Source organism: Psychrobacter sp. 1Y6 (assembly GCF_052258385.2).
Classification (GTDB): Bacteria; Pseudomonadota; Gammaproteobacteria; order Pseudomonadales; family Moraxellaceae; genus Psychrobacter.
Genome location: NZ_JBQQEW020000001.1, coordinates 276,787 through 302,181, shown reverse-complemented (window position 1 = coordinate 302,181; position 25,395 = coordinate 276,787). Strand labels below are relative to the sequence as shown.

Genomic DNA, 25,395 nt, shown 5'->3' with positions numbered 1-25,395 from the left:
TTGCACTTTATAACTTACCCATTTTTTCAAAAAACGCTTTATACGCCGCTACTTTCTTATCCAACGATAACGGATAGGCACGTGAGGTCGACGGTAACCTATATAGGGTTAGATTATTCACATCAGCTTTCTGATTATCTGTACTTTGCCATTGATAAGGGTAATCCATACTTTGATTGGTTTTTGGATGTTTTGATTTGGCAATTGGCTCGTCTAATAACCCAAGCAGTACCTCGGTCGCCTTGCCTCCTGTCGTAAATAATGACTTTACCTTTGGCACTTGCGGTAAGATAACATCTAGATCAACAGGTGTGACTACTGTTAGATTTTTATCTGAAGCGTTACCCGTCTCACGAATGGCCTGCTTTACTGTCGGACAAGAAGCAATGCCACGTTCAAACATAAAATCTCGAATGCGCTCAGGGTCAAAGCGCTTCTCATCGCCTATTCTAAAGTAGTCAGCATCGTCAAAAAACACTCGGCCATATATCCGCCACATATCATTATAAAAATTAGGATAATGAAAGCTCATTGCCCATTTATCAGCAGTCGGTGGAAACGTACCCATCATCATGACCGTTGAATTGGGCGGTAAGACAGGCTCAAAGGGGTGAGTTTCAAGCTCTGTGGCTTTGTCATTAGACAATTTCGATTCAGTATCAGTGGTTTTTTGAGTGCTTGGTGTTTTTATAGTCATGATATTCTTCATCAGAAAAGCGGTTTTTTTGGTATCATAGCAAGTCTAAACACTACCTCACTTATAATCACGTTATATAGTCAAAATTAGTCGGTTCAATCAGTTGACTTAAATAGCCTGATATCATTTTACTTAGCCTGAATTGCTTAGGCTTTGATGGCAGCTGTGAACGCAAATATTGTCATTGCGATAAATGAGCACTGTCGTAAAGTAGTTTATTAGCTTGATTGTGAAGGATTTAACTTTACTATTTATAAGCTGAAGATATGGTTAAAGTGCGGTAAGTGTTTGTATCTTTTATACTAATAGCAACCGCAGTAACTGCGCAAGCATCAGACAAGAAACCAAGAGAGTACTTATGAGTGACTTAAACAGCGATTTAAAAATTACGGTAATCGATCATCCACTAGTCCGTCATAAACTCAGCCTTATGCGCGAAAAAGACTGTAGTACTTATAAATTTCGTACATTGACCAAAGAGCTTGCACGCTTGATGGCTTATGAAGCAAGCCGTGATTTTGAAATCGAAACTTTCCCAATGGAAGGCTGGTGTGGCGAAATCACTGGTGAGCAAATCATCGGTAAGACGGCGACGATCGTACCGATTTTACGCGCAGGTATCGGTATGCTTGATGGGGTGCTCGACTTGATCCCTACTGCTAAGATTTCTGTGGTCGGCCTACAACGTGATGAAGAAACGTTGCAGCCAGTACCGTTCTTTGAAAAATTTGTCAGTCACATGGACAAACGTCCTGCGCTGATCATTGATCCAATGCTAGCCACAGGCGGATCAATGGTTGCGACCATCGAGATGCTAAAGAAAAATGGCTGTACTAATATTAAAGCATTGGTATTGGTGGCTGCACCTGAAGGTGTACGTTTAGTAAACGAAGCGCATCCTGACGTGACTATCTATACCGCTGCATTAGACAGCCATTTGGATGAGCACGGCTACATCATCCCAGGTCTAGGCGATGCTGGTGATAAAATCTTTGGTAAGCAGTTATCCAATAGATAAGTCGCATTAGGGTAAACAAAGCCATCATCAAAACTATGGCAACAGCAGACAGTATCAATAATAAGGACAGATCATGAATGTATTGATTACAGGAGCAAGCGCGGGGTTTGGTAAAGCGTTGGCAGAGCGTTTGGTTGCTAACGGTCATCGCGTGATTGGTTGCGCCAGACGCCTTGATAAACTGAATGCTTTGGCAGAAATTTTAGGTGAGGCTTTTTTACCCGTGGTTATGGATGTGAGTGATACAGCTTCTATCCCACAAATCATTGCTGACTTGCCTGATGACTTTAAACAAATCGATGTCTTGGTCAATAATGCAGGATTGGCACTGGGTACAGAGCCTGCTCACAAGGCCAGTCTTGATGACTGGATGCGTATGACTGATACCAATGTTAAGGGCTTGATGGCGTTAACCCATGCGGTCTTGCCAGCGATGGTTGAGCGTGACAGTGGTTATGTCATCAATGTCGGTTCGATTGCTGGTAGCTGGCCTTACTTTGGTGGCAATGTTTACGGCGCAACTAAAGCATTTGTAAAACAGTTCAGCTTAAACTTGCGAGCGGATCTGATTGGTACTCAAGTGCGTGTGACCAATCTTGAACCTGGCAACGTTGCTGGCACTGAGTTTTCAAACGTGCGCTATCACGGTGACGATGACAAAGCGGCAAAGGTGTATGATGGCTTTAAAACCATGACAGGTGAAGATATCGGTGATATTTTGTTATGGTTAATCGAATCACCTGCTCATATTAACGTCAACCGTTTAGAAGTAATGCCAGTTGCCCAGACTTATAATGGACTGACGATTGCCAAGCAAAGTTAATATTAACTGCTCGGCTAGTTATAGTATCGATATTGATTATCGATATATCACTTATCAATACCGAACCTGTTAGCGTATCTCATACGATCGAAGCAATATAGAGTCATCTATATTGCTTTTTTTTATGTCTTCAATAGCTTGCTCATTGACCAAACGCAAATTCTGAAAGTCCAAAATCAGCACTTCGTTACGCAGACGTTCACTAGTGCGCTTATTATGACGTATGGCAAACCCCAATACTTGCTTACCAGTGATGGTTATCTGATTAATGATTAACCTTGAATTACTCACGGACAGCTTTTGTGCCAGATTATGGGATATTGTCTGAGCATTTATGATTGCAGTCGCTGGATTTACCGTCGTGGTTAACGTCTTAGTCTGTCGTACATTTTTGAGTATATCTCCTGCAAAAAACAATACCTGACCTAATGGTAAATACTGCGCATGGCGTACTAGTTCTTGTCGGAACAATGCGGGCATGTCTGTGTTAAAACTGTCTTCTGTCTGCTGATAAAATGCGGTAAAGTTACGATGCAAATAACGCCCAAACACCGTGGTGTTAATCCATTCTTGATAGACATCGTCTGCCAATAACTGCTTGGTAAAAGCACTAGCATCAATTGTGACATCCTTACTCAAAGTAGCAGATAACATCGACAGTAAAAGCGCTTGCGGACTGGCAAATGTCTGCTGCTGCCACACTTGTGGATATAGGCTACTATCGAGTAATGGTAATGTTGATCTACTCATGCACTTGTATCCTCAACGATAATTTTCAGCCCCTACATAGCACTGGTATAGTCTCACTGTTAACTTTTACCCTTAGCCAAATTCTATGCTATGGTCAGGTGATAGCTTTAATATAGCAGTCTTTTATTCGCGGTATAACTGTTTTGTAGCGGTGTACTCTACCGCAATATTCTCTTAGCTAAATTGACCGAGACAGCTTAAAAATCAAAGAGATATCACTCTATGAAAAAAGACCTCATACCCTTTCTTCCTCCCTACCAGCTAAAGACCATTACTGTCCAAACAGCTGATGGAACGTTGCTGCCAGTCTCTGTCATCGGCAAAGGTAAACCTGTCCTATTAATGCACGCTTTTGGTATGGATGCGAGGCAATTTTTGCCATTTATTTTACCGCTCATTCAGCACTACTGCTTTTACTTGCCGCATTTTAGAGGTTTTGGTTTGGCCAGTCATCTGACTTTACCAACGTTTGATTTTATTGAGCAATATGCACAGGATACCCAAGGTGTGTTTGAATACGTGAGCAAAGAAACTGGTGTTGAGGCTTTTCCTGTGGCCGCGATATCGATGGGGGCATTGGTCATGTGGGCATATTTTCAGCGCTTTGGTACTCAGCGCGTGAGTCACTATCTGAACATTGATCAAGCACCGATTATTCATAATCAGCCAGACTGGCAAGGTGGCGGTGTATTTGGTACCCGACAAACCGAATTGTTTGCGCAATTTACACAGCTAATTACCGATACTGCTCCTTATCTACAAGCCGAGCAAGTGGTTGACTTCCGTCACCTGCCCTATCAATTAAAAGTAAGCTTATTAGACATGGAGCGCTCTTTTTCTCTGCTCTCTGTCAGTCGCAAACCTTCGCAATTATTAGTAAAAGCCCTCAGTTATCGGGCACCGCACAAAATCTCATTAATGGAACACGCGACTTGGCAACATAAACTGCGTTGCCTATCTGCTTATGTTGCGCTGCCCTACGATTATCGAGACGTTTTGCCAACGGTCAATATTCCGACTACCTTACTGATTGGTGCGCGCTCGCAGTTATATAATGCAGAGTGGCAACAGCGTTTGACCACTCTGCTGCCCAATGCGCACAGTATTATTTTGCCAACATCGGGCCATGCTGTACCGATGGATGCACCAGTTAGTTTTTATAAAGTATTGAAAGAGTTTCTGAACGCTTAATGATGGGTTTTTAATAATGCACAAAAAAAACGACCTCAACGGGTCGTTTTTTTGCGCTAAATTCAATCTAAATCATTGGCTAAGTATTAATCATTCAATAGTTTAATCAATTCAAAGCGTGGTATTTCCTTACCATCAACCGTGACTGTCTCAGCGAACATGTCTAATGGGCGAACCCACACGCCATACTCACCATATAAGCAACGATATACCACTAGCGATTCTTCGGTTTCTGAATGCTGCGCCGTATGCAATACTTGATACAAGCTACCTTTATAATGGCGGTAAATGCCTTGGTGGATGGTTTTAGTCATAGCAAACTCCTACTATTAAAAATGGCTACTAATTATCGCTTCATAAAAAAGGTCGACAATGACTGCCGACCTCACTTTTAATCATTTTTATAGATTATCTAACCGACTGTCACTTTCGCATAAGCCTTTTTGCCTGCTTGAATTACGACCGTTTGACCTGAGGTCAAGCTAAAGCCAGCATTGACCTCTTCGCCATCGACTTTGACTGCGTTGCGCTTAATCATGTCTTTTGCCGCTGCACTATTTTTAGTCAAACCTGCTTGGTTTAATACCTGTGTGATAAACAAGGCCTCTTGACCTTCTTCAAGCGTTAATGTCACTTCTGGCAAATCAACTGGTAGCTCGCCATCTGCTAAGACGTTACCGGCAGATTTATGCGCATTTGCCGCTGCATCAACATCATGGAAACGTTCGATTAATTCTTCAGCTAAGATACGTTTGATTTCTTGTGGGTTACGACCCTCTTTCATCTCCGCCAATAAAGCTTCGACTTCTTCCATTGGCTTAAAGCTTAAGAACTCAAAGTAACGATGGATTAGTGTGTCCGGCATAGACAGGATTTTTTGATACATGGTGCCTGGTGCATCATAGATAGCGACATAGTTGCCCAGTGATTTGGACATTTTATTGACACCATCCAGCCCCTCTAAGATTGGCACGGTGATACAAACTTGCGGCTCTTGGCCATAGCGTCCTTGCAACGTGCGACCCATTAGCAAGTTAAAGGTCTGATCAGTACCACCAAGCTCAACATCGGCTTTTAGGGCGATAGAGTCGTAGCCTTGTACTAACGGATAAAGAAACTCATGGATTGAGATGGGCGTTTGTGATGCATAGCGTTTTGAAAAATCATCACGCTCAAGCATACGCGAGACGGTTTGCTGACTGGCTAGCTGAATCATATCAGCGGCGCTCATGTCATTGAACCACTCAGAGTTAAAGACTACGTGAGTCTTTTCTTTGTCCAATATTTTGAATACTTGCTCAGCATAAGTCGTTGCGTTGGCTTTGATTTGCTCATCGGTCAACGGTGGACGTGTGCTGTTTTTGCCAGAAGGGTCACCAATCTTGGCGGTATAATCGCCGATTAAAAAATAAATCTCATGACCCAAATCTTGAAAATGCTTAAGCTTATTGATCAATACTGTGTGACCCAAATGCAGATCTGGTGCGGTAGGATCAAAGCCAGCCTTGATACGTAATGGACGATTGAGCTTTAGCTTAGCCACTAAGTCATCTTCAGATAATATCTCTTGCGTACCGCGCTGAATAAGGGCCAGTTGTTCTTCTAGGGTGTAAGTTTGATTGGTCATGATGCTCTCTATATATCACTTTAATTGGGATTTTTATGAATGACGGTTACTGGCTCAACACCTTAGGAAGTTTAGAACCTCAAAAGGTCAGAAAAAATGCTAGAATTTGACGGATATACTAGCGTTTTTTAAGGTAAATTGCCATGACCAACCCCGCATCGATTGCTGATACTGACCATAATGCTCTCGCAGACTTGCTTATGAATAATGGTTTGGATAACAGTTCAGACGATATTGATGATTTGACCTCTGATAATTCGAACTATGCCACCCTAACGGATGCCCTTGAGCAAACCGTATTTGAAAGCTTCGATGATGGCTTATATATCGGTATGATGTCTGGCACCAGTTTGGACGGTATGGATGCGGTTCTTTGTCAGTTTAATCCTGAGATAAGCAACGAAGATAACACTCAACCGCCGATGCGACTGCTTGCAACCTATAGCCAAGATTTTCCGCCACGTCTGCGTGAAGTACTATTGGCATTGTGTCAGCCGAATGGTGTGAATCAACTCGTACTAGAGGCTGATGAACCAAGCAGTGAGTTGGATTGGTTCGGCTGGGCAAGTCGCGCGTATGCTGAGTTCGCGAGTGAAGTGGTCAATACGCTATTGCAGCAATCAAATACCGATCCCGAGTCAGTGTTAGCGATTGGCTGTCATGGACAAACCGTACGCCATCGCCCGCAGATGGGTTTTAGCTTACAACTGGTCGATGCCAATATCATCGCTGAGCGCACAGGCATCAGCGTGGTCAATGATTTCCGACGTCGTGACATGGCAGTTGGTGGTCAAGGTGCGCCGTTGGTACCTGCGTTTCATCAGGCACTATTTGCCAATCCTGATAGTACCCGTGTGCTATTAAACTTAGGCGGCATTGCCAATATAACCGTCTTGCCAGCCAATGAAGAAGTTCAAGTTGTTGGTTACGATACTGGGCCTGCCAACTTATTATTGGATGCGTGGACCTCATTGCATACCGACAATACCTATGACGCAAGTGGCACTTGGGCGCAGTCTGGAACCCTCATTGAACCATTATTACAGCAACTTTTGGCACATCCATTTTTTGCTCAGTCTCATCCAAAAAGCACAGGTCGTGAGGACTTTAATTTAACTTGGCTGCAAGATGAGCTACAGGCTTTTGAACAAGCCAATGCTAACATCAGTTATTCAGCCGCCGATGTGCAAGCAACTTTAACTGAGTTAACCGCTATCAGTGCCAGTACGCAAATCAATATGTTTGTCAGCCCTGCCAAAAACAGCTCGGTCTATGTTTGCGGTGGCGGCGCATTGAATGACTATTTAATGACACGCTTGCAAGCACATCTACCCTATTGCACAGTAAAAACCACTGAACATTTAGGGCTTGCGCCAACATGGGTAGAGGCCGTTGCTTTTGCATGGTTGGCTAGACAAACATTGATGGGTGAAACTGGTAATTTATCAGCGGTAACTGGTGCAAATAAAGGCGTGGTATTGGGTCAAGTATGTTTTGCCTGACCAGTTAAATTTTAGTTTACATACGTGCACCTATGTGTTTTATAATGACTTTTGAAACGCCATCCTCTTAGGACCTGTAAGTATAGGATATATCGCATGAGCCAGAATAGTAGTTCACCTATCGACCAAGCCACCACTGATGACACAAATAATATGACTGCAGCACCTGTACATAAATCGCGTCAAAAACCACCTCACTACGAGCGTTCTGATGATACGCGTGTGGTAGTCACAGGTATGGGCGCCATTACGCCGCTCGGTCTAGACGTCGATAGCTCATGGACCAAATTGCTCAATGGCGAGAGTGGTATCTCACCGATTACGCATTTCGATGCCACAGGCTACCGTGCGCAAATCGCAGGCGTGATCAAAGATTTTGATGCCAAGCAATATATGAATGCTAAAGATGCGCGTCGCTATGATGAGTTCATGCATTATGGGGTTGCCGCTTCTGCCATGGCCCTAAAGCACGCTGGTTTTATCGAGGAAATCAGTGCTGCTGATGCGCCTGTACAAGGTGTTGACCAAGATCGCTTTGGTATCATTTTAGGTTCAGGTATTGGCGGTATCCAAACAATCGAAAACAGCCGTGATACCCTACACGAAAAAGGCGCGGGCAAAGTCTCACCTTTTATTATCCCAGGCTCTATCGTCAATATGGCCGCTGGACTAGTAGCGATTAAGCATAAGTTAAAAGGCCCAAACCTTGCGACATCAACGGCTTGTACCACGGCGACTCATGCTATGGGTCTTGCTGCTCGTTTGATTGCTTACGGTGATGCTGACGTTATGTTGGCAGGCGGTAGTGAAAAGGGTTCTAGCCCACTTGGTATAGCTGGATTTAGTGCTATGCATGCACTATCTACGCGCAATGACGAGCCAACCAAAGCCTCACGTCCATTTGATAAAGGTCGTGACGGGTTTGTCCTTGGTGATGGTGCTGGTGTGGTGGTATTAGAAAGCCTTGCTCATGCTAAAGCACGTGGTGCAACGATATTGGCAGAATTAGTCGGGTTTGGTATGAGTGATGATGCCAGTCATATTACTGCACCACCAGAAGACGGTAGCGGTGCGGCAAGAGCGATGCAAAATGCACTCAACGATGCTGGTATCGAGTCATCAAGCGTCGGTTATGTCAACGCTCATGGTACCAGTACCCCTGCGGGTGACGTGGCTGAGTCTATTGCTATCGAAACTGTGTTCTCTCCTGTAAAAGACAGCATCTTAGTCAGCTCAACCAAGTCGATGACCGGTCACTTACTTGGTGCCGCTGGTGGAGTTGAAGCTATCTTTACAGTATTAGCCCTACAGCATCAGCATGTACCACCTACGATCAATCTAGAGGATGTCGAAGACAACTGTAACCTTGATTATGTGGCTAATCAATCACGCAAAGTTGATAACTTGCAGTATGCAGTATCCAACAGCTTTGGCTTTGGTGGTACCAATGGCTCATTGGTATTTGCTCGCTGGCCTGTCAGTCAATAACAGCCACCCAACTACCTCGCAGCGCATGGTAATGAATGCGTTGTAACGTTGGTGTCAGATTTGCTACGTTTGTCCACTTGCAGCCCCTTATCGTACTTGCGTATGATAAGGGGTAATTTTTGGAACATTTATGGAAGATACCATGTCAAGCTACTCATTTTCCCATCAGTTTTATCAACGCTGGACGTGTGCACCTGAGCCAGTACGCGCAGCGATTACCCAAGAACTAAAAGACATCACTACTCTGCTGCAATCTGACACCTCATTTGAAGACTTCACTTTTAATACCCATGACTTAGATGCGCATGTAGACGAGCTATACGACAACTACAATGCTGAGCAAGCCATTGCTAAAGCAATCACGGACAAACAAGAGCAAGAAGACGCGGCCGCTGCAAAACAAAAGCTAAAAGAAGAGCAGAAGCAAAAAGAAACAGAAGAAGCCACACGCAAGGCAGAAGCGACTCAAAAAGAACAAGAAAAAAATAAGCAACCCGTGTTAGAGACAGACAACGACAAAGAAATAGCTGCTACCGACGTAGCCAAATCAAACACAGATAAAGTCGTGACAGATAGCGCTGTTACTGATAATTCTAGTGCAAAGACTGAAAAAGCGGCATTAGAAGTCGTAAATACTGAAGGCAATACTAGCGATAGTAAAAATGCTGATCACAAAACCATTAGCGAACAGGCACATACGCTTAGCGATAACCACATTAAAGATATTAATAATAAAGCCAGTGCAGCGATTAATTTGGCCTTAAAAGACGCGAAGCTAGATGCAACACATCAACAGCTAATCCGAGAGCTAGAAACACAGGTCGATGACTATTTAAGCGAGCAAATGATGCTGATGTCTGAAAACCTAAAGTCTTGGCTACGTGCTGAGGTCACTCAACACTTTAGCGAGCAGAGTGATTCAACTACTAATAATGAAGCTGCTAAGAAAAGCATCCACTAATAGTGATTATTTTTCAGTGTTAGACGTATATTTAGAAACAGCTGCTCAGTAGTAAGTAGTAAGTAATAAATAACGAGCACTAAAAAGCCCCGTAAATTATTTACGGGGCTTTTTAGTGCTTTTAGTTAATGTTTTGAGCTTAGTATTAAATGGCTTTGGTACGTTCAGTCAACCACTCAAGCGCTGCACCTTCGACACGATCTTTTAGCTCTGCGAAGACTTGGCTATGATAGTCATTTAACCAATCAATCTCGGTTTGGTCCAACAACGATGGCTCAATCAGACGCGTATCGATTGGGCAGTAAGTGATGGTCTCAAAGTTCAAGAAACCACCAAACTCTGTCTCAGTAAGCTTAGCAACTGGCGTATTTACTACCAAGTTCTCGATACGAATACCCCATTTACCTTCGCGGTATAGACCTGGCTCATTACTAGAAATCATACCTTCTTTCATCGCGCGCTCTTTTGGTGTGCTTGCGCTATAGGCGATGACTTGTGGGCCTTCGTGTACATTCAAGAAATACCCAACACCGTGACCCGTACCATGACCATAGTCCATCTGTGCTTGCCACAATGGCGCACGGCAAATAGCATCGATCAACGGTGAGGCGATACCATCAGGGAAATGGGCACGAGCCAGCGCAATGTGGGCTTTTAGCACAATCGTAAAGTCGCGTTTATGCTCAGCAGTAACTTGTCCAATACCGACGACACGGGTGATATCAGTCGTACCGTTTTGATATTGTGCGCCTGAGTCAATCAGTAGCAATCCGCCTTCGCCCTCGGTCACATCAAGGTAGCTGAATTTTTCTGGTGTCGCACGGTAATGTGGCAATGCGCCATTTTCATTAAAGCCTGCAATGGTTGGGAAGCTTGGCGAGACATAATGCGGCTGACGACTGCGCACGTCTATCAGCATGCTATCAACATCTAGTTCACTTAGACGCTCGCCTTTTGCTAGACGCTGCTCAAATGTCGCAAAAAACTCAGCCAAAGCAGCGCCATCTTGACGCATCGCTTCACGCACATGATCGATATCTGCATCTGACTTTACAGATTTGAGTAATGTACTAGGTGCCATTTGCTCAATAAAGCCAACATCATCTGCCATTTTTGAGAGCGTACCTACTGCGACTTTGCTCGGATCTAACAATAATAAATCGTCTGGCGTTAATGCACTCAATGCCTCTTGCACAGCAGAATAATCAGCCAATGTGATACCACTGTCTTTTAGACTTTGTGCAATATCTTCGCTTACTTTATTAATATCAACAAACAACGTTGCTTTATCGGCATCAATCAACATATGTGACAAGAATACCGGATTATAATCAACATCAGCGCCGCGTAAGTTTGTCAACCAAGCGATATCGTCTAGACTTGAGAGTAAATGATGGGTCGCACCTGCTTCTGCCATGCCTTCGCGTACTGCAGCCAGCTTTGATGTGGCAGACTGAGCAAGGAACTGCTCATCATGAGCGTATAATTTGGCCGCTGGTAGTGCTGGACGATCTGTCCAAATCTCTGTCAGCACATCACGCTCAGTGATCAAAGTAATATCATTAGCATCAAAAGCATTTAACAGGCGATCTTGCTCAGCGATAGATAACACATTGCCATCCACTGCTACGCTATCCCCTTCTTGCAAATGCTCGGCTAGCCAGTCGATATGATTTGGCTGACCTGGCGCAAGCTTTTCTAAAGTAATACCTGTGCCTTCTAGCTGTTCGGCAGCATGTACCCAATAACGGCTATCCGTCCATAGACCTGCAAAATCAGCAGTCACAACCAGCGTGCCGACAGAACCGGTAAACCCTGACAGCCATAAGCGTGCTTGCCAGTATTCTGGTAGATATTCAGATAAATGTGGATCAGCAGACGGTACGATGATTGCGGTGAGATCTTGCGCGGCTAAGGTGCTGCGTAAGTTAGCAATACGTTCGTGAATGGCTTGTTTATTCATTGAATGTGTCCTTATAGAGGTTATAAAAATATGATGACGGCGCGATTATTTACAATCGTCTTGTTCTAATAGTCGTCTTGTTTGAGTTGTTGATACCGCTTTAGTTTTAATAAGATATCTATCATTGATAGCAATTGTTCAAGCAAACAGTCTACTTATTTAGCTATCTAATTATGTTTGTTTGGGTAATTACTTCTACTTATTGAGAATAAAAAATTGAGATTAATATTGCGTCACTGGGGTTCACAGTGCCCTATCATTAGATGTTTGGGCAGATAGTAAGCTTTCAATGGCTTGTGCCAAATATCTCATTAACTAAAATAATAAAACGTGCTACCAGTAATGGTAACACGTCTCATCATATGTCACTTGTGCTGTTGTTAATCACAAATGTACATCAGACTATCTTATTGCTTGGCCAGTTGTTTCTCACGCTCGCTTTCTTTAAGCATTTTATTGATAGGTTTTGCTAGTATCAATAATAGTACAGCGGTCACTACCAAGAAGATGGTCATGGTGGTAAATAGACTTGGTAAGCCTTCGATTTTATCAGCTGATACATGCCCACCGAAGAAGGCGGCAACCAAGTTACCCATAGCGATAGAAGCGAAGAACAGCCCCATCATTTGCCCTTGCATACCCTCTGGCGCTAGCTTAGTCATGGCAGACAACCCAACTGGGCTTAATGCTAACTCACCTAGCGTCAATAATAATAAACTACCCACCAACCATAGTGGTGATGCCAAGCCAGCACCAGGCGCTAAAATGCTTTTAGAGGCAAAAATCATCAAGGCAAAACCTGCGGCTGCCAGTAGCATACCGAGTGCAAACTTAGCCATACTACTAGGCTCAAGACCGCGGTTACCAAGCTTGACCCAGATGATGCTAATGATAGGTGCCAATATCAAAATAAATAGTGGGTTCAATGACTGGAACCAAATACTTGGTATCTCAAACCCTAAAACATTCAGATCGGTATAACGATCGGCAAATAAGTTAAAAGACGTTGGCTGCTGCTCAAAGCTTGACCAAAACAGCGTCGAGCCAATGATTAAGACAAAACAAATTAACAAACGTAGTTTATCCGTCTTATCTAATCGCGGTGAGATAAACATAATAGCGAAATACAAGATGACCACTGCAGCAATGATATACGTCATATACTCTGCAACCATCTCAGGATTGAACGATATCATGCCAGTAGATACTAATAGCACTGCGGCTACTAGCAAGGCGACAAAACCACCAACCCAGCGACCGATGTTTTTGTAATGGTCGTTAGATTTTTCCCACTCAGCAGAAATACCTTTAGCGCGTGCATAACGCGTTAAGTTCTTTTGCGCGACAAAACGATAGATCAGTAATGAAACCAGCATACCCAGACCACCAACGCCAAAGCCGACATGCCACATGCCTTTTTCTTTGAATACGCCAACGATAAGTGCCGCTAGTAACGCACCGATGTTAATACCCATGTAAAACAAGGTGAAACCGCCATCACGGCGAGAGTCGCCTTTAGGATACAAGGCACCGACCATCACTGAGATACAGGTCTTAAATAACCCTGAACCTAAGACAATACAGATTAAACCAACGAAGAACAGCGTCATACCAAACATCGCTGAAAGCGCGATACACAAGTGACCAAGGGCAATAATAATACTGCCCCACCACAACGCCCGCTCTTGACCTAGCCAGTTATCTGCTAGCCAACCACCTGGTACTGCTGCTAAGTATAACGAACCCGCAAAGATACCATAAATAGCAGAAGCGGTGACTTCATCGAAGCCAAAACCGCCACTGCTCACTGTTGCCACCATAAATAAAACTAATAGTGGACGAATACTATAATAGGAGAATCGCTCCCACATTTCGGTAAAAAACAATGAGCGTAAGGGCGCAGGATGTCCCATAAAGCCATTGTCTAGTGCTTCTAGCTCTGCTGCACTAGCCCCCGAATTTGTTTCTGTGCCCATAACTTTATTCCTTTAAAGATCATATTTGTAATGACCAACCCCCTGATTATCCAGATGGACGGTCATATAGGCGGAACATTGTTTCACTTGGCTATAATCAAGTAAAGAAAAAATTGGTCAAAAATTACACAAATACCTATAAAAAAAGCCCGCTCTCAATAGTTGAGAACGGACTCTTTTTATGGGTATCTAAGACAGTAATATTATGCTTATAGCACTGTTGATACAGACTTCATAATGCAGCTCATTTAACAATCGAGTAGCACTATTTTAGATCATTTACATAGTCATACTACAGCTTACTGTGCTGCGGTCTCATCAGTAGCGTCGCCAGCATTCCCAGCATCTACATCACCATCCGCTTGCTCAGCTGTCAAATCAGCATCAGCAACAGCGGCTTGACTTACAGTACCAGAGGCCGTTGCTGTACCAGCTTCTGCGGTAACAACTGCACTATCCGCATCTGACGCTGGTGTTACGGTTGCATCTGCTGCAGTATCAGGTGCTGTAGCATCTGACGCTTCTTCTGTTGTTGCAGCTTCTGCATCGGCTGGAGCCGCTTCTTCTTCAGTAGCAGTAGCTTCTGCTTCATCTGCCGCAGCTGATGCTTCAGTTGTCTCAGCAGTGATATGCTCGCCTGCTGGACGCAAAAATGCAGAAACACCAATAAGTAAGACAATACCTAAGAACATGGCAATGCCACCTAAAGCGAATAACAGCTCTTTTTTTGGATTGTTATTAACGATACCTTCTGACATACCTTATCCACCTTGCACAAAATATTTGAAATATTGACCTATTATATCGCAATTTATACTGATTTGTGAAAACCCTTAAGTATTTAAAGGGTTTATTATCCACAATTTAAATATTCATTTTTGACACTTGTGACAGCTAACTACCTAATCAGTTATCTATTATTCGCTATCGTCACATCTTACTTAACAATACTACTTAACCAAACGTACTGGAGTCTTCGGACGCTTACCCAAATAGCTAAGTATCAGCAACAGTGCCATGATAAATAAAATAGGATATTGACCAAAGCGCATGAACGGCGTATTGCCAACTCGCGCCTGAATATTACCGCGCAATACAGTACGTTCAAACTGCGGTGCACGTTCTACGATACGACCTTTATGATCGATAATAGCTGTCACCCCTGTGTTGGTCGCACGCATAAACCAGCGACCATTTTCTAACGCGCGCATCTGTACCATCTGTAGATGCTGTAGCGGGCCTGCCGACGTACCAAACCAAGCATCGTTTGAGATGGTTAATAAGAAGTCCGTGCCAATCGCGTTTTTGCGCGTGGTATCTGGATACGCGACTTCATAGCAAATAGCCGCACCCAAGTTATGGCCTCGCACACGCAGCGGCGACTGCTGATCACTGCCGCGACTATAGCTCATAATGTCTTGGCTACCTGCCAGATTAGGCAGAATATCGAGCACGCCTTGGAATGGAATATATTCTCCAAATGGCACCAGACGTTGCTTTTTATAAAGCCCTTCTGCCTGTGCCCCTAGCGCTACCACGCTATTGTAGAACGGCGGATATTTATCTGTACTGGCATCAAACGCTGCTTCATCCTTATAAGGAATACCTGTCACCCATGTCGTGTCAGTCTCTTTGGCCATCGCGACCATTTCACTGATAAACCCAACAGCTTCTGTCTGAAACATAGGAATCGACGATTCAGGCCACAGCACGATGTCACGTCCCCACTCATCACGAGTCAACGTTGCATAGATTTTTAGCGTCTCAATCTGATACTCAGTGAGCCATTTTAGGTCTTGCGGGATATTACCCTGAATCAAAGATACTGATAAATCAGGAGTGCCTTTTGGTTTGGTCCACTGCGGGTTGATCAACCATAGCGTGCTACTAATGATTAGCAAGGCTATCGATGGAATCATATAGCCACCGCGGCGACGCAATAGCTCAACGATACTGGCAGCTAATAGTACGGCTACGAAAGAAACCGCAAAGACACCAGCCACAGGCGCGAGCGAAGACAGCCAATACTGTTCAGTAAACGCGTAACCGACGAATAGCCAAGGAAAACCAGTAAACAGCCAAGTTTTCATCCACTCTTGAAGTATCCACAGGGCAGCAAAAGATAACGGCTGCTTGCCGACCACACGATTAAAAATTAGCGCCAAAAAGCCGTGGAACAGTCCCATGCCTAGACCCATGAGCGCAATCATAATCAGCGCAAGCCATGCAGGCGTATCGCCATAAACGTGTATCGAGGTATATAGCCAAAACGCGCCAACACACCACAGTCCCGTACCGTAGGCTTGACCAATTAGAAAGGCGCGGCGACCTGTCATCGCTGGTACCAATAACGCATATAAGATGGCAGGTGATACCAAGGCAACTGGCCAAATACCATAAGGCGCGAGCGCGAGTATGAAAGCTGCCCCTGCCAGCCAAGCTATTAGTACCGTCAACCCCATGTGTAAACCTTTTGGCTTATCGGGATTCAGACGTTTTTGTAAATCAACAGTAGACAGACGCATAGCAGTTATCCAAAACCATATTTTCTAAAATTTCTCAGCTAAGCGATGAGATAACACTCACGCAAAACCTGACTGCACAATGCTTTATGCAGGGCCACAAATAAAACCCACCCATGATACCAGTCAAAACCTACAAGTGGGTAAATTTGCGTAGCTAAAACCTCATTCTAAGGTTCAAAAGGCAGAAAGCAAAAAACACGATTTTTCATCGTGTTTTTTATTGAATTTGCTAACAAGTTTTATTCATTGACCAACTATCGTGACACTATAAGCAAGCTAGTGGCTGCCTATCAATATCTGTTGCTCAGCATTGGTTTTGGTCAGCTCTAGATTTTGGATAAATCGCCCTTCTACATCGGTAATGGTAATTTTCCAATCATCTATCACGACGCTCTCGCCTTCTAGATCACCAACGAAGCCAAGTGCTTGCATGACCAGACCGCCCATCGTATCGACATCGGTATCGTCAAAACGGCTACCCAGCTCATCATTACAGTCTTCAATCACCGTAGACGCTTGGACACGCCATGTGTTTGGCTTTTCTGGATCAGGGACAATGTTATTTATATCGCTGTCTTCATCAAAGTCATCATGCTCATCGACGATGTCGCCAACGATTTCTTCCAACAAATCTTCCATGGTGACCACACCACCGAAGTTACCAAACTCATCCACGACAATCGCCATATGTACTTGAGTGCGCTGCAATGAGCGTAGCAAGGTATCAGAACGAGCCGTCTCACTGATATATAACGGCTGGCGCACCAAGTCTCTGAGACGCTTACTGTCAATTTTGTCTTCTTGGTTGCGGACCATATGTACCAGAATCGGAATCAAGTCTTTTGCCAATAAGATACCGATGACGGCATCATCATCTTGACTGTCAAAAACAGGATAGCGCGAGTGAGTGGTCTCAAGAATGATGTCCATAACTTCGGCAAGGCTGGTGCTCTCGTGCAGACCAATCACTTGCGGACGCGGTGTCATGATTTCGCGGACTTGTGTCGCAGGCAAATCTAGCACGCCTTCTAACATATCGACAGTATCAGGCTCTAAAAACTGGCGCGAGTCTTGTACCAGACGAATCAATTCATCACGGGTTTCGGGGGCGGTCGATAGCCAGCGTTTTAAGCCGCGCATCGACCAACTACTCGGGCTGGGAGTGTCGTCAGACATGGTGGTGTGATTTAACCTCTTTAGTTAATAAAAATTAGAATAGTATTCAATAGAAAAACGAACAATACTCAATAAAAAAACAATTAGAGCCTAGATGGGGATAAAAGTAGCAAATAAAACAGCTAGTTTGTTATTAATTAATGCATGAATAACAAATTTGCTAGTACAAATTAGCTTCACTTTATCGCAAGGCTCACCGACATTCAACGACAAATTCACTCAAATTGTATTGTCAGCGTGTTATAAACTTTGCTATGGTCAAAGCCTTTATTTATCAAAGCAAACCCTATGTCGCTACGTTCCGTTTTTTCTCGCTTACTCTCGTCGCGTTCACGCAGTCGACTGTCAGACAGTCGTGGCTTAGAGAGCCGTGGTTTAGAAAGTGTTGACTTAAAACGCGAAATATCAAAAAACAGCCTATCAGATAGTAAACATCCAAAGCCTACATGGCGCCAGCGTCTTGTGACTTTTTTAATTGCTGTTACGTTGTTGTTATCAGCGCTATGGTTGTTACTCGCGATTTGGTATCAATACGGCGTCAGCTCAGTATTGACTTGGCTTGCGACAATAGCGATTGTAGGTATATTAGCTGCGCTGCTAAGTACGCGTTATTGGGATACTGTCACAAAAATATTGCACAGTGACTCGCTATCTAATAAGAAATCAATTAGCAAAGGCACAGCAACTAAGCTGCTTATCGGCGTATATGGCGCTGTTTGGCTGGTAGGTCTAGGTTGGTTCTTTTCTATCGAACCGAAACAAAATCGAGAATGGATGGCTGAGGTCGACCAACGGGTCTCCTATGAGCGCGATGCGACTAACCCTGACTTGATTACTTTAACCAATGTTCGTAACTTTGATTGGCAAACTGAAGAAGACGCCATTGAACACTGGGATACCCGTACGATTGATTTGTCTAAGTTATCCGGCGTTGATGTGACCAACTCTTATTGGATGGGACCGCTAATCGCTCATACTTTAGTTAGCTTTCGATTTGAAGATGATAGACCACTTGCCTTCTCATTTGAAATTCGTAAAGAAGACGGCGAGTCTTTTTCAGCGCTGGCTGGGTTTTTTCGACGTTATGAGCTGAGCCTGATTGCCGCAGAAGAGCGCGATATTATCTACACCCGCAGCAATGCGCGCGGCGAGCAGGTTTATCTGTTTCCTATTAGCAATTTGCAACAGCATGAGGTGAGGTCGCTGTTTGAGTCTTATCTAACGGCGGCTGATGATTTGAACGCTAAACCTGCTTGGTACAATACATTGCTCAGCAACTGTACCAATATTATCTTTTATATGGCGCGTATCGTCAGTGGCGATCGTTTGCCATGGGATTATCGGATTTGGGTCTCTGGTTGGTTACCGAACTATCTATATGATGTAGGCATGTTGGATGCGGCACCCGAAAAAGACAACCAGCCTTGGTCAATGAACACGTGGTATGAGCGCACTCATATCAACCCAAAAGCAAAAGGCTTTGAGAATCAAGTCAACTCACATTCTGATATCGATAGAGATAAAAACAGCCGTAAATTCTCACAGCAGATTCGTCAAGATATTCCGATACCAGCATTGGCTAACTCGCAAGCCAGTGCTGAAGCAAAGGCCAAATCTACTGCTCAAGCATCTAACTAACTGTAGACTAAGGATTAACCCAGTTAACCACCCGCGTTTCCATCTCTTCATCAGACATACCGATTTCCGTGACACAGCGACCAGCGACGCCTACGTTGGCAGCGCGCATTTGTTGTTGTGTCACCACCGCATCCCCAGTCAATAATAAATGCCAACTTGGTAAGCTTTGACCTTTATACAAACGCTTATAAGCGCAGTGCGATGGTAACCACATCATCTTGGGCAAGTTGTCCATAGTCAGCTGAATACAGTCTGGCACATGCTCTTGACGCGTCGCATAGTGACTGCAATATCCTGTCGCGCAGTCCATCAACTGGCAGGTGACATCGGTATATTCGACCATCTCTTCATCCACATTACCGCATTCATCTTCATCGATGTACTTAATCAAGCAGCAACTGCCGCAACCATCGCACAGCGCTTCCCACTCGCTATGGTTTAGTTCTGTTAACGCAAATCGCGACCAGAACTGCGGACGTAGTGGCTCAGACTGAGAACTAGCATTAGAATCGACATCGGTACTATCAGGGAACAAACTTACCGATTGCGCAGGCGTGGGCGCTGCATCGAGACCTAAGTTCAAGTTTGATTGGTCATTATTTTTGTTTAACAAATTTATAGTCATAAAGTCGCAGTAGCATTTTGATAAAGAGCGTTACAGTATTATAGCTGTTTTTGCTAGACATGGGCGTTAAGGTAGTACGAGTTAGAAAAACGAACCATCACAATGACGAATAATTAAAACTCACAACATAAAAAAGGACAATAATATGTCAATTAAGACTTTTGAATTAATCAGTACTACCGAGAATGGTGTAGAACTTATCAGCTATGTAGCACTACCAGAAAACGCTTCAGATGAAAATCCAGCAGCAGGTATCTTGGTTGCACCAGAATGGTGGGGCGTGGTCGATCATCCAAAATCAGTGGTTGAGCGTTTGGCAGAAGCGGGCTATGCGGCAGTCGCTATGGACGTTTACGGTGAAGGCAAACTAACTACCGATGCGGCAATGGCAAACATGTGGATGGAGCAAGTACTGGCCGATCAAGACATGCTAATGGCACGCTGCCGCTTGATTTTGAATGACTTTAGCGATCAGTTATCAGTCGATGGTGACAACCTAGGCGCAATCGGTTACTGCTTCGGTGGTAAAGTTGTACTAGATATGGCTCGCGAAGGCATGCCGCTAAAAGCGGTTGCGACGTTCCATGGTAACCCAACGCCAAAACAGCCAGCAGACAAAAACTTTGCAGCAAAAGTGTTGGTTGCTCACGGCCGTGATGACTCAATGGTATCAATGGATGCTATCGAGGGTCTAAAATCTGAGCTAGACGCTGCCGATGTTGACTACACTATCGACGTTTATGACAACGCCAAACATGGCTTTACCAATCCGCATGCTGATGAGCGTGCAGCCAAAAATGAAGTAGATCTTGGCTACAATGAAGCTGCTGCTAAACAAAGCTGGGAAAACATGCTTGAGTTTATGAAAGCCAATTTAGCATAAGAAACGATTTGATATAAAGATCATCAAAAAGGGTAGCTTAATTATTAAGCTACCCTTTTATTTTGAATGTCATTCTAGCATTTGTCTTTTAGTCCAGTAATCAGAGTAGTCTTGTGCTTCTTATCAAATCACGTCATTATCACTTTACTATAAACTGGATTGAGTGACGAAGATGTTGTATCTAATGGTGACCCAGTTGGGCTGGCTGGCTTTTACGATTTTATTGATCGTAGTGGTCGCGTTATATACTAGGATAGCTCGAAAAATCGAGCATCTACGCCGCGATGTGACGACGCTGCAAGCTGAGCTTGAGCAGCAAAGACATCGTAGTATGACGCCTCCGTCTGCACCTTTCGTCGATGGAAGCAATTATGCGCGCAACACTGCTACTGACGATCACGATCTTAAAGACAATATTCCTAAAGACAGTGACGCTAAAGACCATGATGATAAAGAAATAGCTTTTGACTCACAATCATCCTCTCCAGATAATCGGCTGCCTGTATCACCACCACCGCTTCCTACCGTTGCTTCAAACTCAACTATAAATGCAGCATCAAACATCTATGACGATAAATCTATAGACAGTAATACCCTTATCAATACTGAAAACACAGCGCCTACCGCACCGATTGAGCCTGATGAACGCTCATTGCCTATTGTGACCTCGCTCATTCATTCAATCAAAAACTGGTTTTTCGGTGGCAACTTAATCGTGCGAGTCGGCGTATTGGTTCTGCTAGTAGGTGTGGTGCTCCTGCTTCGCTTATTAAGCGAATATATCGAGATTTCGATTGCCACGAAGTTGATAGCAGTTGGCGTTACAGGGTTAGCATTGGCAGCGCTTGGATTAAAGCTGACCGCAAAACGTTTCTCATATGGGATTACGCTACAGGGCGCAGGCTTAGCAATTGCCTATCTAAGCACCTTTTTTGCTTACAGTGTTTATGAAATCATTCCTAGCATCCCAAGCTTTATCGGACTTGGGTTATTGTCTGCCATTACCATTGCTCTCGCCGTACGTCAAAACGCATTTCCATTAGCATTACTGGCATTATCGGGTGGATTTTTTGCACCAATTTTGACCAGTGAAGATACTGGTAGCTTGGTCACGTTATTTAGCTATTACCTACTGCTAAACGTCACCATTGCCGTCATTGCTCACTATCGACCGTGGAAAATATTAAATCTATTCGGTGTGACTGTGACATTTGGCTTGGCATACTATTGGGGTATCAGCGAAAACCTGAGCGCTGTTATTGAAACGCAGCGTTGGTCATTGGTGGCATTAGTAGCCTTACACTGGCTGCTTTACTTGTTTGTCGTCATTCGTTATGCACAGCAAATCATCACCTATAATGCGCTAAACGAGAAAAACCTCAGTCATGCTGATAATACAGATAACACAAAACACTTGGACAAAGCCTATGTAGGCAGCTCCTATGTATTCCCTATTGATACAGGCTTACTATTTTCAGTACCGCTACTGGCTTTTGGTTTATTTTCCGCCTTACTAAACGACATCTCTAACGCCCTCACGATTACCAGTGGCATTTTGGCTACGGTTTATCTTGGGATAGGCTGGTTGTTCATCCAGCGCAGTAGACGCTATGCTTTAATCACCGAAGGGATGCTGGCGTTAGGATTAGGATTTTTTGCGCTCGTTATTCCGTTGGCGCTAGATGCTGAATGGATTGCTTTTGGTTGGTCTGTACAAGGATTGGCGCTAGTATGGTTTGGACGACGCTCACTACGCTCATGGTCGGTATTATTCGGCTTACTATTACAGCTCGTCAGTATTGGTATGCTAGTGACGACAGCGATATTCTCTATCGAAGACTATCCCGTTTTAGCCTTTAGTATTTCAGCGCTCAGTTATCTAGCGACCGTCTTTATATTACGCGCTAGCAACTCCCCTGCCGCGCTGATTAATAGCTTAGATAGTAGTAACAAACTTAATAGCCTTAACAATAAAGGCGCTACAACATCCTCGGTCATACAATCACAATCCTCAGTAATAAAAACACAAACATTGGACGGCACATCAGATGTATTGACCAGATATGCGCGTGCGCTGGGTGTCAGTACTCAAGCTGCGCATCAATGGCTGACCTCCATCGATAGTCAGAGCCGCGTATTCAAATTCGTTTGGCACAGCCCTAGATTCATCAAATTTTTGACACTGACCGCGATGGCTTGGATGCTACAAGTACTAATGCTTGATTTGCATCATTGGTTTGATATCTGGCAATCAAGCACGACGGTAATTGCACTGGCAGCACTCATCAGCTTGATCGCTTATTGGGTCATCAATCGCTATCGTCCGTGGGCGGAAATCAGACAGCTTAGTCATGGATTATTAGCCCTGTTCTACTTCATGCTAATACTACAACTGCCACAAAAATTTGAGCGAAATTTAACATGGGCAACAGCAGAATGGTTGGTGTTTGTAGGCTTAATAATCGGTTGGTTAGTCATGGGTCAGCTATGGCTAAAAACATGGTCTGATACATGGTCTGATAATAACAATACCTCACGTTATACTGCTGCAAGTTGGCTAGGTACGGGTATCTTACTTATTGCTGCCGCGGCGCATTATGGCCTACCAGCCTCTGATGGCGTAATGGCTTTCTTGTTTTCAGCGATACTTATATTATTTGGACTATGGTTCAATCGTCGTTATATGAGACAAAATGAAGAAAACGCCTCAACTAATAAAGTTTCAAGACATGGTCTACTGTATTGGTTTGATTGGCAACAGGCACTATTAGGATGCGCTGCCATTTTTGCTCCCATTGCTTTACTGTGGGTTGTTCTTACCAATTGGTCTTATGATGGTGTGATTTGGGGACTGTCTTATTTTCCATTGTTCAACCTATATGACATCACATCGTGGCTGACGCTATCGGTTGGTTTTAGTCTGTATTACATCAGCCAACGTCGCCACAATGAAACCGTTATCGATTCGAGTGTAGCTGCCAAATCTAAGCGCGTATTCACCGCTGAGAATTTGCTAATTATATTGGGTCTGATCAGTTTTTGGTTGATTTCCAGCATGTTGGTCAGAACGCTACACGCCTTTATCGGCACACCACTTTGGGACGGTGCTCAGGGCGGTGCATGGCAGAGCGAGCAGGTACAAACTGGACTGACGATTCTATGGACGCTCTTGGCATTGGTTGCCACCATCATGGCAAGTCGCTACTGGCAACGCGCGCTTTGGTTTATGGGTATTGGGTTGTTAGGTATTGTCGTACTTAAGCTGGTTTTGGTAGATTTATCACAGACTGAGGCGATTTGGCGAGTGATATCCTTCCTTGGCGCAGGTAGTTTGATTCTGCTCATTGGCTATCTCGCCCCATTACCACCAGCGCACGAGGAAACAGAAAACCAAAATTAGGCGTAATGACAAATCTGGTTAAGTGAAATTGTGCCGTGAACAAGGTGATTCTGTAGTAAACTGGACACCATTAGAAAGTAAACGTTGATTGTTTTACTTTTAGTATTTTTTATAAAAGGTTATGAAATCAGATGGATAAGAGAGCAAGTATTCAGTGGTTCCCTGGGCATATGAACAAAGCCCGTAACGAAATCAAAGAAGTCATGCCGCAGATGGATTTGGTCATCGAGGTCATCGATGCGCGTATTCCTTACAGCAGTGAAAACCCAATGGTCGCAGCACTGCGCGGCGAAAAGCCTGTTATCAAAATTCTGAACAAAGCTGACCTTGCCGATCCTGAGTTGACTCAAGCATGGATGGATTATCTCGAGCAGCAAGATGGGGTCAAAGCCATCGCTTGCGATACTGAAAAAGCCAATGATGTAAAACGTATCATCGCCATCTGTAAGCATCTAGTACCCAATAAAGTCGGGACTGGTCGTCAAATCAAAGCAATGATTATGGGTATTCCAAACGTTGGTAAATCAACGCTGATCAATACGCTAGCAGGACGCGCTGTGGCAAAGACAGGCGACGAGCCAGCCGTGACCAAGTCACAACAACTGATTAAGCTCGACGATGACATCATGCTCTATGACACACCTGGTATGCTATGGCCAAAAGTCGAAAACGAAAACTCAGGCTATCGTTTAGCAGCGACAGGCGGTATTCGTGATACGGCTTTTGACTTCGCTGATGTGGCAAGCTATACCGCTGAGTACCTAATGCAAGCCTATCCTGAGCTGCTAAAAACCCGCTATAAAATTGAAGAGCTGCCAAAGACTGATTGGGAGTTTTTTGAAGTGGCTGGACGTAATCGCGGCTGTGTACGCGCGGGCAACCAAGTCGATACATACCGTATGTCTGAGATTCTCATCAACGAGCTGCGTAGCGCGAAGATTGGTCGCATCACGCTAGAAACACCAGCAATGACTGAAGCTGAAGAAATCGTCGTCGCAGAGCAACGACTCGCTGCTGAAGAGAAGAAAAAGGCAAAAGAGGAAGAAAAACGCTTACGTCGTTTGAAGACTCGGAAGAATAGGAAGTAGCATTTATTTAAAAGATCATTGCTCAAAAAGCTACTACCTATATAAAAGCCCTCATGGGCTTTTT

Annotated in this window: 20 protein-coding genes; 10 read left to right on the top strand and 10 right to left on the bottom strand. The window is 44.1% G+C overall.

Features of this window, described 5'->3' with window-relative positions:
- Positions 1-7: 7 nt before the first annotated feature.
- Positions 8-697, bottom strand: coding sequence for a uracil-DNA glycosylase family protein (locus ACTXGF_RS14905; RefSeq protein ID WP_443534918.1), 690 nt, complete (start codon positions 695-697; stop codon positions 8-10).
- 358 nt (positions 698-1,055) lie between these two features.
- Here ACTXGF_RS14905 and upp point away from each other — a divergent pair, with 358 nt between their 5' ends.
- Positions 1,056-1,715: a uracil phosphoribosyltransferase gene (gene upp / locus ACTXGF_RS14900; protein WP_057761878.1), complete on the top strand. Its 660-nt coding sequence runs from the start codon at positions 1,056-1,058 to the stop codon at positions 1,713-1,715.
- 73 nt (positions 1,716-1,788) lie between these two features.
- Positions 1,789-2,538, top strand: a complete 750-nt coding sequence (locus tag ACTXGF_RS14895; RefSeq protein ID WP_443534920.1) for an SDR family NAD(P)-dependent oxidoreductase — start codon at positions 1,789-1,791, stop codon at positions 2,536-2,538.
- Between the two features lie 69 nt (positions 2,539-2,607).
- On the opposite strand, the gene ACTXGF_RS14890 is transcribed toward ACTXGF_RS14895, so the two are convergent.
- Positions 2,608-3,288 carry a hypothetical protein gene (locus tag ACTXGF_RS14890; RefSeq protein ID WP_443534922.1) on the bottom strand — a complete coding sequence of 227 codons (681 nt, stop codon included), beginning with the start codon at positions 3,286-3,288 and terminating at the stop codon, positions 2,608-2,610.
- 222 nt (positions 3,289-3,510) lie between these two features.
- On the opposite strand from ACTXGF_RS14890, the gene ACTXGF_RS14885 reads away from it, so the two are divergent.
- Entirely contained in the window at positions 3,511-4,479 is a 969-nt protein-coding gene (locus ACTXGF_RS14885) for an alpha/beta fold hydrolase (RefSeq protein ID WP_443534924.1), read from the top strand.
- An 86-nt stretch (positions 4,480-4,565) separates the two neighbouring features.
- Here ACTXGF_RS14885 and ACTXGF_RS14880 read toward each other — a convergent pair whose 3' ends face one another.
- On the bottom strand, positions 4,566-4,793 hold the full coding sequence (locus tag ACTXGF_RS14880) for a DUF1653 domain-containing protein (RefSeq protein ID WP_201572033.1): 228 nt from the start codon (positions 4,791-4,793) through the stop codon (positions 4,566-4,568).
- Between the two features lie 98 nt (positions 4,794-4,891).
- On the bottom strand, positions 4,892-6,106 hold the full coding sequence (tyrS, locus tag ACTXGF_RS14875; RefSeq protein WP_443534926.1) for a tyrosine--tRNA ligase: 1,215 nt from the start codon (positions 6,104-6,106) through the stop codon (positions 4,892-4,894).
- A 143-nt stretch (positions 6,107-6,249) separates the two neighbouring features.
- Between tyrS and ACTXGF_RS14870 the strand changes: the two genes are divergently transcribed.
- The 3 genes from ACTXGF_RS14870 to ACTXGF_RS14860 all read left to right on the top strand — a co-directional run bounded on the left by ACTXGF_RS14870 (position 6,250) and on the right by ACTXGF_RS14860 (position 10,057).
- On the top strand, positions 6,250-7,608 hold the full coding sequence (locus tag ACTXGF_RS14870) for an anhydro-N-acetylmuramic acid kinase (protein ID WP_443534928.1): 1,359 nt from the start codon (positions 6,250-6,252) through the stop codon (positions 7,606-7,608).
- Between the two features lie 153 nt (positions 7,609-7,761).
- Positions 7,762-9,096, top strand: coding sequence for a beta-ketoacyl-ACP synthase II (gene fabF / locus ACTXGF_RS14865; RefSeq protein ID WP_443535078.1), 1,335 nt, complete (start codon positions 7,762-7,764; stop codon positions 9,094-9,096).
- Between the two features lie 130 nt (positions 9,097-9,226).
- Positions 9,227-10,057 (top strand): hypothetical protein, encoded by an 831-nt coding sequence (locus ACTXGF_RS14860; RefSeq protein ID WP_443534930.1) that lies wholly within the window; start codon positions 9,227-9,229, stop codon positions 10,055-10,057.
- Between the two features lie 145 nt (positions 10,058-10,202).
- On the opposite strand, the gene ACTXGF_RS14855 is transcribed toward ACTXGF_RS14860, so the two are convergent.
- From ACTXGF_RS14855 to ACTXGF_RS14835, 5 genes are all read right to left on the bottom strand, one after another.
- Entirely contained in the window at positions 10,203-12,020 is a 1,818-nt protein-coding gene (locus ACTXGF_RS14855; RefSeq protein WP_443534932.1) for an aminopeptidase P family protein, read from the bottom strand.
- A gap of 407 nt (positions 12,021-12,427) precedes the next feature.
- A complete protein-coding gene (locus tag ACTXGF_RS14850) occupies positions 12,428-13,996 on the bottom strand; it encodes a peptide MFS transporter (RefSeq protein WP_443534934.1) in 1,569 nt (522 codons plus the stop codon).
- Between the two features lie 299 nt (positions 13,997-14,295).
- The gene (locus tag ACTXGF_RS14845) at positions 14,296-14,754 is read right to left on the bottom strand and encodes a hypothetical protein (RefSeq protein ID WP_443534936.1); all 459 of its coding nucleotides are present in this window, start codon (positions 14,752-14,754) and stop codon (positions 14,296-14,298) included.
- A 192-nt stretch (positions 14,755-14,946) separates the two neighbouring features.
- Positions 14,947-16,521: an apolipoprotein N-acyltransferase gene (gene lnt / locus ACTXGF_RS14840; protein ID WP_443534938.1), complete on the bottom strand. Its 1,575-nt coding sequence runs from the start codon at positions 16,519-16,521 to the stop codon at positions 14,947-14,949.
- A gap of 276 nt (positions 16,522-16,797) precedes the next feature.
- Entirely contained in the window at positions 16,798-17,697 is a 900-nt protein-coding gene (locus ACTXGF_RS14835; protein ID WP_057761902.1) for a CBS domain-containing protein, read from the bottom strand.
- A gap of 288 nt (positions 17,698-17,985) precedes the next feature.
- On the opposite strand from ACTXGF_RS14835, the gene ACTXGF_RS14830 reads away from it, so the two are divergent.
- Positions 17,986-19,335: an Lnb N-terminal periplasmic domain-containing protein gene (locus tag ACTXGF_RS14830; RefSeq protein WP_443534940.1), complete on the top strand. Its 1,350-nt coding sequence runs from the start codon at positions 17,986-17,988 to the stop codon at positions 19,333-19,335.
- Between the two features lie 7 nt (positions 19,336-19,342).
- Here the strand turns inward: ACTXGF_RS14830 and ACTXGF_RS14825 are convergent, their stop codons facing one another.
- Positions 19,343-19,870 (bottom strand): YcgN family cysteine cluster protein, encoded by a 528-nt coding sequence (locus ACTXGF_RS14825; RefSeq protein ID WP_443535080.1) that lies wholly within the window; start codon positions 19,868-19,870, stop codon positions 19,343-19,345.
- Between the two features lie 235 nt (positions 19,871-20,105).
- Between ACTXGF_RS14825 and ACTXGF_RS14820 the strand changes: the two genes are divergently transcribed.
- From ACTXGF_RS14820 to ylqF, 3 genes are all read left to right on the top strand, one after another.
- Complete coding sequence (locus ACTXGF_RS14820; RefSeq protein WP_102092069.1) at positions 20,106-20,843, top strand: dienelactone hydrolase family protein; 738 nt, start codon at positions 20,106-20,108, stop codon at positions 20,841-20,843.
- Between the two features lie 172 nt (positions 20,844-21,015).
- Positions 21,016-24,243, top strand: a complete 3,228-nt coding sequence (locus ACTXGF_RS14815) for a DUF2339 domain-containing protein (protein ID WP_443534942.1) — start codon at positions 21,016-21,018, stop codon at positions 24,241-24,243.
- A gap of 131 nt (positions 24,244-24,374) precedes the next feature.
- Positions 24,375-25,331: a ribosome biogenesis GTPase YlqF gene (ylqF, locus tag ACTXGF_RS14810; RefSeq protein WP_057761911.1), complete on the top strand. Its 957-nt coding sequence runs from the start codon at positions 24,375-24,377 to the stop codon at positions 25,329-25,331.
- The last annotated feature ends 64 nt before the right edge of the window (positions 25,332-25,395 follow it).